We start from the raw sequence: 12,672 nt of genomic DNA, 5'->3' as shown, positions 1-12,672 counted from the left end.
CTGAAATTATCGTTTTCCACTATGCAGCCAGAACGGTTCCGCGGCCAGCGCCTGGCGACGGAAATATTCAATGACGCTGCTGTCCCGGTGCTCAACGGCCCGCCGAAGCTCTTTCCAGTTTTCCAGCCACGGCGATGCGGCCTCGGCGTAGGCGCCGGCTAACAGCTGAATAGCGTCGATTTCGCGCGCCAGACGCGGCAGCTGGCCGGCATACTCGTCGCCCAGCGACTGCAGGAACGCATTTTTTAATTCTGCCGCCGCCCGCGAAAGCTGAATATCGGCAAAGCGTTTAAAAGATCCGGCAATTTTCTTCTGCGCATTTTCGTTGAGGAACCCGCGCCAGCCGCGGCTGACCAGCCATTCCGTCAGCATCAGCTTCGCGCTGACGGTGGCGATGCTGAACAGTGCCGCCTGCGCGTTTTCAGCCGCAGACAGCGCCGCTTCCGCTTCGCTTAGCTGCTCGCGCAGCGCCGCGGTGGCTTTACGCGGCACGATGCCGCCAAACAGCGCCAGCGTATGGCGCAGGCGGGCAATCGCCCGCAGGATTTCACCTTTCGCCGCCGGATTGCCGCGGCTCCAGACTTCATCATGATAAAGCCAGTGGGCCAGGGCGTTCTCCAGCGCCGCCTCCATGCCCTGCTCAACGCTGGCCTTCGCTCTAACCGGCAGGATATCCAGCGCGGTCAGCGGACGTTCGCCGTCGCCCTGAGCCAGATGGTAGCCTCGCGCCGCCTTGCTCAGACTGCCCTGACGCAGCGCGCCGGTATCCAGCAGACGACGGGCGAGGATCAGTACATCAGAGGTATTGCCGGACAACAACTCCAGCTCCAGTTCACAAATGGCTTCCTGATGCTCGCCGGCCTTAACCTCGCCGCGATCGAGGGCGATTTCAATCTGGCTATCGCCTTCGCTGACCAGCCATTTTTCGCGTTCAAAATCAGTGCTGAAGAGCGGCTGTACGCTTTGCGCCAGCTCGGCCGGCAGTTCGCCCTGCGGCCACACTTCCGCCGGCAGCAGGCTCAGGGCCAGCTCCGGTTTTTCCAGCGGGATGTTGTATTCCGGGCGCTGGTGCAGCCCGCCCACCACCCGGCCGGCAATTTTCAGGGTCATTTCGTAACGACCGCGATCGCCGCGAATACGCAGCCCCATATCGTGACGGCGCAGCCAGTTATCCGCCGTTTCATAATAAATATTGAGCAGTCTGTCCTGCGGGCGCGTGCTGCGCATTGAGCGTATTAAGGTGCTGACGCAGTGTTTCCACACCGTTGTCGGAGACGATAAATTTTAATTCGATTTCTTGCGCCATGACTGAATTCTTCCGCTTCTGTGCTCTGCAGGGAAAATACGGCGAACTAACGCCAATATTTCTTGTCAGTAGATAATATTTTGCGGCGAATAGCCATGCAATGCGCATTTTGCCGGGCCACCTCCTGGATGTTTCCGATTGTGGCGGAAAACTTTGCGTCGCCATGGTGATGCCACTACTATCGTTCAACTTTTTATGACCAAACGATGACCTGATGCCTAAATTACGCCTGATTACGATAACTTTGCTGGCGCTTAGCGCCGCTACGGCGGTTCATGCAGAAGAAAAACGCTATGTTTCTGATGAACTTAACACCTGGGTCCGCACCGGTCCTGGCGATAATTATCGCCTCCAGGGAACTATCAATGCCGGAGAGCAGGTCTCTCTGCTGCAGACTAACGACAGCACCAACTACGCCCAGATCCGCGACGGCAACGGCCGTACCGCCTGGATCCCGCTGAAAGAGCTGAGCAATGAGCCCAGCCTGCGCACCCGCGTACCGGATCTCGAAAATCAGGTTAAGACCCTGACCGACAAGCTTAACAACATCGACACCACCTGGAACCAGCGCACGGCGGACATGCAGAAAAAGGTCGCCGGCAGCGATAGCGCCATTAACGCCCTGAAAGATGAGAACCAGAAGCTGAAAAATGAGCTGGTTGTCGCGCAGAAAAGGGTCAACGCCGCGAACCTGCAGCTTGATGATAAGCAGCGCACCATCATTATGCAGTGGTTTATGTACGGCGGCGGCGTGCTGGGCGTCGGCCTGCTGCTTGGGCTGGTGCTGCCGCATCTGATCCCGAGCCGCAAGCGTAAAGACCGGTGGATGAACTAATTCGTCTTCTCTGCCAGACTTACGTATCATCCAGCGCAAAGTAGATACGGGAGAATCAGGCGTGAAGATTTATTTGGTCGGCGGTGCCGTCCGGGATGCATTACTCGGACTACCGGTCAAAGACAAAGACTGGGTGGTGGTGGGCGCCGCGCCCTCAGAGCTGCTTGACGCGGGCTACCAGCAGGTAGGCCGCGATTTTCCCGTGTTCCTGCACCCGCAAAGCCGGGAGGAGTACGCCCTGGCGCGAACCGAGCGTAAATCCGGCGCTGGCTATACCGGCTTCACCTGCTACGCCGCGCCAGACGTCACTCTCGAACAGGATTTGCTCCGCCGCGACCTGACGGTGAACGCCCTCGCCCAGGATTCAGACGGCCAGATTATCGACCCCTACGGCGGCCGGTCCGATCTGCGCCAGCGCCTGCTGCGCCACGTGTCACCCGCTTTTAGCGAAGATCCGCTGCGCGTTCTGCGCGTCGCGCGCTTTGCCGCCCGCTACGCCCATCTCGGCTTCCGCATTGCGGATGACACCATGACGCTGATGCGCGCGATGGCCGATGCCGGCGAGCTGGCGCACCTGACGCCGGAGCGGGTATGGAAAGAGACCGAGAGCGCGCTGGGCACCCGCAACCCGCAGGTCTTTTTCCAGACCCTGCGCGACTGCCGCGCGCTCGGCGTGCTGTTCCCGGAAATCGAGGCGCTGTACGGCGTCCCCGCGCCGGCCAAATGGCATCCGGAAATCGACACCGGCCTGCATACCCTGATGACCCTGACCATGGCGGCGATGCTGTCGCCGGAAATCGACGTGCGTTTCGCCACCCTGTGTCACGATTTAGGCAAAGGGCTGACGCCGAAAGCGCTCTGGCCCCGTCATCACGGCCACGGGCCAGCCGGCGTCAAGCTGGTCGAGCAGCTTTGCGCCCGCCTGCGCGTCCCGAATGAGATCCGCGACCTGGCGAAGCTGGTCGCCGAATTCCACGATCTGATTCATACCCTGCCGATTCTGCAGCCCAAAACCCTGGTCAAGCTGTTCGATAGCATCGACGCCTGGCGCAAGCCGCAGCGGGTAGAAAAAATTGCCCTTACCAGCGAGGCCGACGTTCGCGGTCGCACCGGCTTCGAAGCCTGCGACTATCCGCAGGGGCGTCTGCTGCTGGAAGCGTGGCATGTCGCCCGGTCGGTCTCGACGAAAGCGGTGGTGGAGGAGGGTTTTAAAGGGCCGGAGATTCGCGAGGAGCTGACGCGGCGGCGTATTGCGGCAATCGCGCAGTGGAAGGAAGAACGCTGCCCTCAGCCGCAGGGCTGAGGGCCAGGGCCTTAGAAGAAGACCACGTAAACAGCCGCCGCTACGATAAAGCGGTAGATAGCGAACGGAATAAACGAAATACGTTTAATCAGCTGCAGGAAAGTTTTAATCGCAATCAGCGCCACAATAAACGCCATAATAAAGCCGACGGCAAACATCGGAATATCGCCGGCGTTCAGGAAGCCGATGCTTTTATATACGTCCAGCACGGTGGCGCCCATCATCATCGGTACCGCCAGCAGGAACGAGAACTCCGAGGCCGCATAGCGGCTGACGCCCATCAGCATACCGCCGGAAATCGTCGCGCCGGAGCGAGAAAAGCCCGGCCACAGCGCCAGGCACTGGAAGCAGCCAATCACGAACGCCTGACGATAGGTCATATCGTCAACGCCTACCGCGCGCGGCTCCTTCGGCTTCAGCACCTCGGCGGCAATCAGCAGCACGCCGCCGACAATCAGCGCGTACATTACGTTGACCGGGTTAAATAGCGACTTAATGGTATCGTGGAATATCAGGCCCATCACCACCGCCGGAATCATCCCCAGTAAAATATGGATAAGCGATAAGCGTCCGCTGCCCAGCCCTTCATGCGTAGGTGGTTTACCGAAATGAATACCGATCAGGCCAAACAGGCGGCGCCAGAACATAACGACCACGGCAAGAATAGAACCTAGCTGAATGACCACCTCAAACGTATTTGCAGTATCACCTTCAAACCCCAGCAGATGGCCAACAATAATCATATGACCCGTACTGGAAACAGGTAAAAACTCCGTCAAACCCTCAACCACACCCAATATTGCCGCCACCAGCAGCGAGTGTATATCGCTCATCCAATAAACCCTTTAAAAGTAAAATGAAAAAACCAGGCACTACGAGCCATGCCATCAGGCGTCATTGGGGCAGCCAGTTTGGCCTCGGACGGCGCGTCAATTCCGGAGCGTACACGGAGTACGTGAGGAATTCGAGCCCCGTGCGAGGAGAATATGGCAAATAAAATAACCCGATGGCCGGCACTAAGACCTGTATAAGCCCAAATTGTTTAATCAATATGACCTTAAAAGTTTTGTTTCAGATTAAGGCCACGCTCAATGATGACGCCGACGTTGGCCGCGCGGGCAACCGCTCCCGGTTTGCTGACTTTAATCCGCACCCACGGTGAGGAGAATTTTGCCAGCAGCAGATCGGCAATTTCTTCAGCCACGCGTTCCACCAGCGCAAACCGGCCCCCTTCAACGTGGCCGATCACCAGCTCGCTAATATCGGCATAGCTGAGGCAATCGCTCACATCATCGCTGGACGCCGCTTTACGGTTATCCCACGCCATTTCGATATCGAACACCAGCTTCTGCTCAATGGTTTGTTCCCAGTCATAAACACCAATAGTGGTGATTACCGAAAGTTGCTCTATAAATACAATATCCATCACGACCTGCCTGCTTTTTGGCTAAACCGGATACCACTTCCGGCGAATTATGCGTATTATCCACAGATGCAAAGACATCCCCTAAATAATTTGCGTTGCAGGAAGGCGGCGGCGCAGCGAGCTTCCGGGAGCATAGCGTCACTATGTATCCGGGCGCGCGAGGAGAGCCAACGCACCGGCCGCGCCAAGGATGACGGGGATAAAACGACACTTTCAAAATGGAACAGCTGATGAGTGCAATCGCGCCTGGACTCGTTATCCTTGCCTACCTCTGCGGCTCAATTTCCAGCGCCATTCTGGTTTGCCGCCTCGCCGGCCTGCCCGACCCTCGCGATAGCGGCTCGGGCAATCCCGGAGCGACCAACGTCCTGCGAATTGGCGGCAAGGGAGCGGCCGTAACGGTGCTTATTTTCGACGTGCTCAAAGGGATGCTGCCGGTCTGGGGCGCCTGGGCGCTCGGTCTAACCCCTTTCTGGCTGGGCCTGGTGGCGATCGCCGCCTGCATTGGTCATATCTGGCCGGTTTTCTTCAATTTTCGCGGCGGCAAGGGCGTGGCGACTGCTTTCGGCGCTATCGCGCCCATCGGCTGGGATCTCACCGGCGTCATGGCCGGAACCTGGCTACTGACCATTCTGCTCAGCGGCTACTCTTCGCTCGGCGCCATCGTCAGCGCGCTTATTGCGCCGTTCTACGTCTGGTGGTTCAAGCCGCAGTACACCTTTCCGGTATCGATGCTCTCCTGCCTGATCCTCCTGCGCCATCATGACAACATCCAGCGCCTGTGGCGCCGCCAGGAGACCAAAATCTGGTCCCGGCTGAAGAAGAGCAAGAAAAAGCCGGAACAGAAATAATCTCCGCGCCCGGCGCCGCCGGGTACGATTTTCCCCGACAATATATTTTGATTCCCCGGCTTTATAGCCAATCATTCCGCCATGCCGCCGTTTAAAAGATAATTCTTTCACGACAATCACTTAGTTATGTCTTATAACCAAAAGTGATTTATTGCCCCGCCCCGCGATGTTTACTCTGAATCTCCTGATAAGACACAACAGAACAATAATATGACAGACGTAATCAATGCGACGCCGGTTACAGCGGCAGGGTCGCCTGACGGGGAAGTTCGATGGATACGCGGCGCGGCGGACGTTTCGCGCCTGATTAACGAGGGCGGCAGCGGGCGCAGCAACGCGCGCATCGTTATGGGCATCGCGCTCGGCGGCATTTTTCTCGATGCCTACGATCTTGGCTCTCTGGCCTTTGGCCTGAAAGACATTACCCGTGAATTCAACCTGACGCCTGCCGGCACCGGTATGGTGGCCTCGGCCATCACCTTCGGCGCCATCGTCGGCGCGCTGCTGGGCGGCTATCTGACGGATAAAATCGGCCGCTACCGCGTCTTTATGGCGGATATGCTGTTCTTCGTGGTTGCCGCTATCGCCTGCGCGCTGGCGCCCAACGAATATGTCCTCACCGGCGCCCGGTTCGTCATGGGGCTCGGCGTGGGTATCGACCTGCCGGTGGCGATGGCCTTCCTGAGCGAATTTTCTAAGCTCAAAGGGCCGGGTAACAAAGCCGCCAGCGTCGCCATGTGGTGCCCGACCTGGTACGCCGCCATCAGCGTCTCATATCTGCTGGTGCTCTTTTTCTACGCCGCGCTGCCGGAAAGCCACAGCGACTGGCTGTGGCGGCTGATTCTCGGCTTCGGCGCGATCCCCGCGCTGGTGATTATCGCCATTCGCAGCCGCTATATGAGCGAATCGCCGGTTTGGGCCGCCAACCAGGGCAACCTGCGTGAAGCGGCCTCTATTCTGCGCCAGGCGTACAACATCAACGCCCACGTGGCGCAGGACGCGCTGGATAAACCGGCGCCGGTAGTGAAAAAAGCGCAGTGGAGCAACTATTTACGCCTGTTCCAGGGGGGTTACCTGCGACGTACGACCCTGGCGACGCTGCTCTCCGTGGTCTCGTCATTCGCCTATAACGCCGTCGCCTTCGGCCTGCCGGTGATTATCTCCAGCTTCTTCGTCCAGTCGATGCTGACCACGATTCTGATCTCGCTGGCGCTGAATCTGCTCTTCGCCTTCGTCGGCGGGCTGCTGGCGGTACGGCTGGTGCCGCGCCTGGGGGCGTGGAAAATGTCGCTGGCGGGATACGCCTGCCAGCTGGCGGCGCTGCTGGGGCTGGCGCTGATTGGCCGCCCGGAAGGCGCCGCCGAAGGGATCGCCGCGGTCGCCATGCTGGCGCTGTTCCTCTTCGGCCAGGGCTTTGGCCCCGGCGCGCACACCATGACCTTTGCCTCGCTGAGCTACCCGACTTCGCTGCGCGGCGTCGGCGTCGGCCTCAACCAAACCCTGATGCGCAGCAGCTCAACGCTGTCGCTGTTCCTCTTCCCGCTGCTGGTCGCGGCGCTGGATACGCGCGTCTTTTGGGTTATCGCCGCGGCGCCGCTTATCGGCCTGCTGTCGCTGCTGACCATCCGCTGGGAACCTTCGGGCTACGATATCGACGCCGAGGATTATCAGGATAAATAGCGTTACCACCGGGCGCTCGCGCTGAGCGCCCTTTATCCCACCGCCCCTTCACCTTTCAACATGTAGCTATCCCGCCTGCGGGGGAAGGTCCAGGGACGGACTCTATCCGCAGCCGCCGGGTGGTTTACCGGCCAACAACCATAAGCTTTTCATATGATCGGGATGCTTTGCGGCCGATCAATACTCATCGCTGCTGTTTTATCTTGAGTTTGCAGGGGCGCAACATTGCACAGCACCATGTTACCACAGACTAAAAAAGGCTGGCAGGCTACGCTGGATCTCCGCTTTCAATCTACCGGCGATAGAACGGTCCTGACCGCTTCCCGTCACGTTGGCCCGTTAACCGTCCAGCGCCCTTTTTATCCCGAAGACGAAACCTGCCACCTCTATTTATTGCATCCGCCGGGCGGCATCGTTGGCGGCGATGAGCTGACGATTACGGCCGCCCTCGACGGCGGCAGCCACGCGCTGATGACCATGCCCGGCGCCAGCAAGTTTTACCGCAGCAGCGGCGCGCAGGCGCATCTGCACCAGCGCTTCACCGTTGCGGCGCACGCTATTCTGGAATGGCTGCCGCAGGACGCCATTTTTTTTCCCGGCGCGCGGGCTAATCTGCATACCAGCTTCCACCTTTGCGCCACCAGCACCCTTTTAGCCTGGGATCTGCTGTGCCTCGGTCGCCCGGTGATGGGCGAAGACTTTAGCCATGGCACCCTCATGAACCGGCTGGAGGTGTGGGTTGACGAGTCGCCGCTGCTGGTGGAACGCCTGCACCTCGCCGATGGCCAGCTGGCCTGCATCGCCCGGCGGCCGTGGGTGGGGACGCTGCTGTTCTATCCGGCGAATGAGACCCTGCTCGACGGCGTGCGCGAACGGCTCGCCGGGCTCGCCAGCTACGCCGGCGCCAGCCTGACTGACGGCCTGCTGACGGTCCGATTGTTAAGTGATGATAATTTGCTGTGCCAGCGGGCGATGCGCGATATATGGCAGTTTATGCGCCCGCATCTGACCGGGAAACCCCCGGTTCCTCCCCGAATCTGGCTGACCTGAGAGAGCGCTATGGAACTGACCCCCAGAGAGAAAGATAAGCTGCTGCTGTTTACCGCCGCGCTGGTGGCGGAACGCCGCCTGGCCCGCGGGCTGAAGCTGAACTACCCGGAAGCGGTGGCGTTAATTAGCGCCTTTATTATGGAGGGCGCCCGCGACGGCAATAGCGTGGCGGCGCTGATGGAAGAGGGCCGCCACGTCCTGACCCGCAGTCAGGTGATGGAGGGCGTACCGGAAATGATCCCCGACATCCAGGTCGAAGCCACCTTTCCGGACGGCTCGAAGCTGGTTACCGTCCACAATCCGATAATCTGAGGTTCCGCGATGATCCCAGGTGAGTACCAAGTGAAACCCGGCCAGATAGCCCTTAACGCTGGCCGCGTAACCCGCAGCATAATCGTTGAAAATCACGGCGACCGGCCGATCCAGGTGGGATCGCACTATCACTTCGCCGAAGTGAATCCGGCGCTGAAGTTCGACCGCGAGCAGGCGACGGGCTATCGCCTGAATATCGCCGCCGGTACCGCGGTCCGTTTTGAACCCGGGCAAAAGAGAGAAGTGGAGCTGGTTGCTCTTGCCGGCACCCGCGCGGTGTACGGCTTTCGCGGCGCGGTGATGGGAACACTGGAGGCAAACGATGAGTGAAATTTCACGCCAGGCCTATGCCGATATGTTTGGCCCCACCACCGGGGATAAGGTGCGCCTTGCGGACACCGAGCTGTGGATCGAGGTCGAAGACGATCTCACCACCTACGGCGAAGAGGTGAAGTTTGGCGGCGGAAAGGTGATTCGCGACGGCATGGGCCAGGGGCAAATGCTCGCAGCGGAGTGCGTCGATCTGGTGCTGACCAATGCGCTGATCGTCGATCACTGGGGGATCGTGAAAGCGGATATCGGCGTCAAAGAGGGGCGCATCTTCGCCATCGGCAAAGCGGGCAACCCGGATATCCAGCCGGACGTCACCATCCCTATCGGCGCGGCGACGGAGGTTATTGCCGCCGAAGGTAAGATAGTCACCGCCGGCGGCGTCGATACGCACATCCACTGGATCTGCCCGCAGCAGGCGGAAGAGGCGCTGGTCTCCGGCGTCACCACCATGGTCGGCGGCGGCACCGGACCGGCGGCGGGCACCCACGCCACCACCTGCACCCCCGGTCCGTGGTATATCTCGCGGATGCTGCAGGCGGCGGATAGCCTGCCGGTCAACATCGGCCTGCTGGGTAAAGGCAACGGTTCCAACCCGGACGCGCTGCGCGAGCAGGTGGCGGCCGGGGTGATAGGCCTGAAAATCCATGAGGACTGGGGCGCGACGCCCGCGGCCATCAACTGCGCGCTGACCGTCGCCGATGAGATGGACGTTCAGGTGGCGCTGCACAGCGATACCCTCAACGAGTCCGGGTTTGTCGAAGATACGCTGGCGGCGATTGGCGGGCGTACCATCCACACCTTCCATACCGAAGGCGCCGGCGGCGGCCACGCGCCGGATATTATTACCGCCTGCGCGCACCCCAACATTCTGCCCTCCTCCACCAACCCGACGCTGCCCTACACCGTCAATACCATCGATGAACACCTCGATATGCTGATGGTTTGCCATCACCTCGACCCGGACATCGCGGAGGACGTGGCGTTCGCCGAATCGCGCATTCGCCGCGAAACCATCGCCGCCGAGGACGTCCTGCACGATATCGGCGCTTTCTCGCTGACCTCCTCCGATTCGCAGGCCATGGGCCGCGTCGGCGAGGTGGTGCTGCGCACCTGGCAGGTCGCCCACCGCATGAAGGTCCAGCGCGGCCCGCTGGCGGAAGAGCGCGGCGACAACGACAACTTTCGCGTTAAGCGCTATATCGCGAAATACACCATTAACCCGGCGCTGACCCACGGTATCGCCCATGAGGTCGGCTCGATTGAGGCCGGCAAGCTGGCCGATCTGGTGCTGTGGTCCCCGGCGTTCTTCGGCGTGAAGCCGGCGTGCGTGGTGAAGGGCGGGATGATTGCCATCGCGCCGATGGGCGATATTAACGCCTCTATTCCTACCCCGCAGCCGGTGCACTATCGGCCGATGTTCGGGGCGCTGGGCAGCGCCCGCCATCGCTGTCGGCTGACCTTCCTGCCGCAGGCGGCGATAGACAGCGGCGTGGCGCAGCGCCTCAATCTGCACAGCGCCACGGCCACGGCGAAGGGCTGCCGAACGCTGCAGAAGGCCGACATGATCCATAACGGCCTGCAGCCCAATATTACCGTTGATGCGCAAACCTACGAGGTGCGCATTGACGGGGAGCTAATAACCAGCGAACCGGCAGAAGCGCTGCCGATGGCGCAACGTTACTTTCTGTTTTAAGGAGTCCGGATGCTGTATCTGACCCAACGCGTGGAGACGCCGGCGCAGGCAACGGCCAGCGTTACGCTGCCGATTGATGTGCGGGTAAAAAGCCGAATCAAAGTCACCCTTAACGACGGGCGCGAAGCGGGCCTGCTGCTGCCGCGCGGCCTGCTGCTGCGGGGCGGTGACGTTCTGAGTAATGAAGAGGGCAGCGAGTTTGTCGCAGTCATTGCCGCCGATGAGGGCGTCTCCGTCGTGCGCTGCGAGGACCCGTTTACGCTGGCGAAAGCCTGCTATCACCTCGGCAACCGCCACGTTCCGCTGCAGATTATGCCCGGCGAGCTGCGCTACCACCACGACCACGTGCTGGACGATATGCTGCGCCAGTTCGGCCTGCAGGTAAGCTTCGCCCGGCTGCCGTTCGAACCGGAAGCCGGCGCCTACGCCAGCGAGAGCCACGGGCATGGACACGGGCATCATCATGGCCATAGCCACGATGACCACCATGAGCACAGCCACTGAATGTCGTCGCTGGAAAAACGCCTGCGGCTGATGCAGTTGGCCAGCAGCAACCTGCCGGTGGGCGGCTATAGCTGGTCGCAGGGGCTGGAGTGGGCGGTGGAAGCGGGCTGGGTGGCCGATACCCAGGCCTTTGAACGCTGGCAGCTGCAGCAGATGGAGCAGAGCTTTTTTACCGTCGATCTGCCGCTGTTCGCCCGCCTCTATCGCGCCTGCGAAGATAACAACCTGCCTGAGGCCCGGCGCTGGGCGGCGTATCTGCTCGCCTGCAGAGAAACCCGCGAGCTGCGCGAAGAGGAGCGTAACCGCGGGGCGGCATTCACCCGACTGCTTGCCGACTGGCAGCCGGAGTGCCCCAAAGAGTGGCGGACGCTGTGCCAGCAAAGCCAGCTTGCCGGGATGGCCTGGCTTGGCGTGCGCTGGCAAATCCCCCTTGCCGATCTGGCGCTGAGCCTCGGCTATAGCTGGATTGAGGGCGCGGTGATGGCCGGCGTTAAGCTGGTGCCTTTTGGGCAACAGGCCGCGCAGCAACTGATCATCCGCCTGTGCGATCGCTATGCGGCGGATATGGCCAGCGCGCTTACCGCCCCGGACGAGGCGATCGGCTCATCCACGCCGCTAGCCGCCATCGCCTCCGCCCGGCATGAAACGCAGTATTCCCGATTATTCCGTTCTTAGGAGAAAGTATGAACAACTACAAACATCCGCTGCGCGTAGGCGTCGGCGGCCCGGTCGGTTCCGGGAAAACCGCGCTGCTGGAAGCGCTGTGTAAAGCCATGCGCAACACGTATCAGCTGGCCGTCGTCACCAACGATATCTACACCAAAGAAGATCAGCGCATCCTCACCGAAGCCGGCGCGCTTGAGCCGGAACGTATCGTCGGCGTCGAAACCGGCGGCTGCCCGCATACCGCCATCCGCGAAGACGCGTCGATGAACCTGGCGGCGGTGGAAGCGCTGAGCGAAAAATTCGGCAACCTCGAGCTGATCTTCGTCGAAAGCGGCGGCGATAACCTCAGCGCCACCTTCAGCCCCGAGCTGGCCGATCTGACCATCTACGTTATCGACGTGGCGGAAGGGGAGAAAATCCCGCGCAAAGGCGGCCCGGGGATCACCAAATCAGACTTCCTGGTGATCAACAAAACCGACCTTGCACCGTATGTGGGCGCCTCGCTGGAAGTGATGGAGCGCGACACCATGCGGATGCGCGGCGAGCGTCCGTGGGCCTTTACTAACCTCAAGAGCGGAGACGGCCTGCAGAGCATCATCGCCTTCCTCGAAGACAAAGGCATGCTGCGCCGCTAGGCCCGCGCACCATCCGGACGCGCCCGCGCCCGGATGGTGCATTCGACGCCCTCTTTTTATCCTCCCCTCCCTCACGTC

At 60.7% G+C, this 12,672-nt stretch carries 13 protein-coding genes and 2 pseudogenes; 11 read left to right on the top strand and 4 right to left on the bottom strand.

The window, feature by feature from the left end:
* Positions 1-6: 6 nt before the first annotated feature.
* Positions 7-1,306: pseudogene (locus ABOC21_RS02865) on the bottom strand (inorganic triphosphatase).
* A gap of 214 nt (positions 1,307-1,520) precedes the next feature.
* On the opposite strand from ABOC21_RS02865, the gene ABOC21_RS02860 reads away from it, so the two are divergent.
* On the top strand, positions 1,521-2,141 hold the full coding sequence (locus tag ABOC21_RS02860) for a TIGR04211 family SH3 domain-containing protein (RefSeq protein ID WP_426812375.1): 621 nt from the start codon (positions 1,521-1,523) through the stop codon (positions 2,139-2,141).
* A 61-nt stretch (positions 2,142-2,202) separates the two neighbouring features.
* On the top strand, positions 2,203-3,444 hold the full coding sequence (locus ABOC21_RS02855; RefSeq protein WP_426812374.1) for a multifunctional CCA addition/repair protein: 1,242 nt from the start codon (positions 2,203-2,205) through the stop codon (positions 3,442-3,444).
* 11 nt (positions 3,445-3,455) lie between these two features.
* Here ABOC21_RS02855 and bacA read toward each other — a convergent pair whose 3' ends face one another.
* Both bacA and folB read right to left on the bottom strand, forming a co-directional pair.
* Positions 3,456-4,277: an undecaprenyl-diphosphate phosphatase gene (gene bacA / locus ABOC21_RS02850; protein WP_426812373.1), complete on the bottom strand. Its 822-nt coding sequence runs from the start codon at positions 4,275-4,277 to the stop codon at positions 3,456-3,458.
* A gap of 224 nt (positions 4,278-4,501) precedes the next feature.
* Positions 4,502-4,870, bottom strand: coding sequence for a bifunctional dihydroneopterin aldolase/7,8-dihydroneopterin epimerase (gene folB, locus ABOC21_RS02845; protein WP_426812372.1), 369 nt, complete (start codon positions 4,868-4,870; stop codon positions 4,502-4,504).
* Between the two features lie 230 nt (positions 4,871-5,100).
* On the opposite strand from folB, the gene plsY reads away from it, so the two are divergent.
* A complete protein-coding gene (gene plsY, locus ABOC21_RS02840; protein ID WP_426812371.1) occupies positions 5,101-5,721 on the top strand; it encodes a glycerol-3-phosphate 1-O-acyltransferase PlsY in 621 nt (206 codons plus the stop codon).
* A gap of 210 nt (positions 5,722-5,931) precedes the next feature.
* The gene (locus ABOC21_RS02835; protein WP_426812370.1) at positions 5,932-7,401 is read left to right on the top strand and encodes an MFS transporter; all 1,470 of its coding nucleotides are present in this window, start codon (positions 5,932-5,934) and stop codon (positions 7,399-7,401) included.
* Positions 7,402-7,553: 152 nt separating this feature from the next.
* On the opposite strand, the pseudogene ABOC21_RS02830 reads toward ABOC21_RS02835, so the two are convergent.
* Positions 7,554-7,637, bottom strand: a pseudogene (locus tag ABOC21_RS02830) (short-chain dehydrogenase); the annotation flags it as partial.
* On the opposite strand from ABOC21_RS02830, the gene ABOC21_RS02825 reads away from it, so the two are divergent.
* The 7 genes from ABOC21_RS02825 to ureG are packed head-to-tail and all read left to right on the top strand — an operon-like array spanning position 7,627 to position 12,594.
* Positions 7,627-8,451 (top strand): urease accessory protein UreD, encoded by an 825-nt coding sequence (locus ABOC21_RS02825; protein WP_426812369.1) that lies wholly within the window; start codon positions 7,627-7,629, stop codon positions 8,449-8,451. The pseudogene ABOC21_RS02830 and the gene ABOC21_RS02825 overlap by 11 nt on opposite strands.
* A 9-nt stretch (positions 8,452-8,460) precedes the next feature.
* Positions 8,461-8,763: an urease subunit gamma gene (locus ABOC21_RS02820; protein ID WP_331834903.1), complete on the top strand. Its 303-nt coding sequence runs from the start codon at positions 8,461-8,463 to the stop codon at positions 8,761-8,763.
* Positions 8,764-8,772: 9 nt separating this feature from the next.
* Positions 8,773-9,093: an urease subunit beta gene (locus ABOC21_RS02815; protein WP_426812368.1), complete on the top strand. Its 321-nt coding sequence runs from the start codon at positions 8,773-8,775 to the stop codon at positions 9,091-9,093.
* Positions 9,086-10,789: an urease subunit alpha gene (gene ureC, locus ABOC21_RS02810; protein ID WP_426812367.1), complete on the top strand. Its 1,704-nt coding sequence runs from the start codon at positions 9,086-9,088 to the stop codon at positions 10,787-10,789. Before ABOC21_RS02815 ends, ureC begins: the two co-directional genes overlap by 8 nt.
* Before the next feature lie 9 nt (positions 10,790-10,798).
* Positions 10,799-11,293 (top strand): urease accessory protein UreE, encoded by a 495-nt coding sequence (gene ureE / locus ABOC21_RS02805; protein ID WP_095099600.1) that lies wholly within the window; start codon positions 10,799-10,801, stop codon positions 11,291-11,293.
* Entirely contained in the window at positions 11,294-11,968 is a 675-nt protein-coding gene (locus ABOC21_RS02800) for an urease accessory protein UreF (protein WP_426812366.1), read from the top strand. It abuts the gene before it with no gap.
* Between the two features lie 8 nt (positions 11,969-11,976).
* On the top strand, positions 11,977-12,594 hold the full coding sequence (gene ureG / locus ABOC21_RS02795) for an urease accessory protein UreG (RefSeq protein ID WP_095099606.1): 618 nt from the start codon (positions 11,977-11,979) through the stop codon (positions 12,592-12,594).
* Positions 12,595-12,672: the final 78 nt, after the last annotated feature.

The organism is Klebsiella sp. WOUb02, assembly GCF_050058015.1.
GTDB lineage: Bacteria > Pseudomonadota > Gammaproteobacteria > Enterobacterales > Enterobacteriaceae > Klebsiella.
Note: the sequence above shows the minus strand (reverse complement) of the source record. Positions and strands in the feature narration are given on the sequence as shown.

Bases quoted from the DNA above. Each gene is read 5' to 3' on its own strand.
- ABOC21_RS02860 (WP_426812375.1), top strand. From the start codon at position 1,521: ATGCCTAAATTACGCCTGATTACGATAACTTTGCTGGCGCTTAGCGCC.
- bacA (WP_426812373.1), bottom strand. From the start codon at position 4,277: ATGAGCGATATACACTCGCTGCTGGTGGCGGCAATATTGGGTGTGGTT.
- folB (WP_426812372.1), bottom strand. From the start codon at position 4,870: ATGGATATTGTATTTATAGAGCAACTTTCGGTAATCACCACTATTGGT.
- plsY (WP_426812371.1), top strand. From the start codon at position 5,101: ATGAGTGCAATCGCGCCTGGACTCGTTATCCTTGCCTACCTCTGCGGC.
- ABOC21_RS02835 (WP_426812370.1), top strand. From the start codon at position 5,932: ATGACAGACGTAATCAATGCGACGCCGGTTACAGCGGCAGGGTCGCCT.
- ABOC21_RS02820 (WP_331834903.1), top strand. From the start codon at position 8,461: ATGGAACTGACCCCCAGAGAGAAAGATAAGCTGCTGCTGTTTACCGCC.
- ABOC21_RS02815 (WP_426812368.1), top strand. From the start codon at position 8,773: ATGATCCCAGGTGAGTACCAAGTGAAACCCGGCCAGATAGCCCTTAAC.
- ureC (WP_426812367.1), top strand. From the start codon at position 9,086: ATGAGTGAAATTTCACGCCAGGCCTATGCCGATATGTTTGGCCCCACC.
- ureE (WP_095099600.1), top strand. From the start codon at position 10,799: ATGCTGTATCTGACCCAACGCGTGGAGACGCCGGCGCAGGCAACGGCC.
- ABOC21_RS02800 (WP_426812366.1), top strand. From the start codon at position 11,294: ATGTCGTCGCTGGAAAAACGCCTGCGGCTGATGCAGTTGGCCAGCAGC.
- ureG (WP_095099606.1), top strand. From the start codon at position 11,977: ATGAACAACTACAAACATCCGCTGCGCGTAGGCGTCGGCGGCCCGGTC.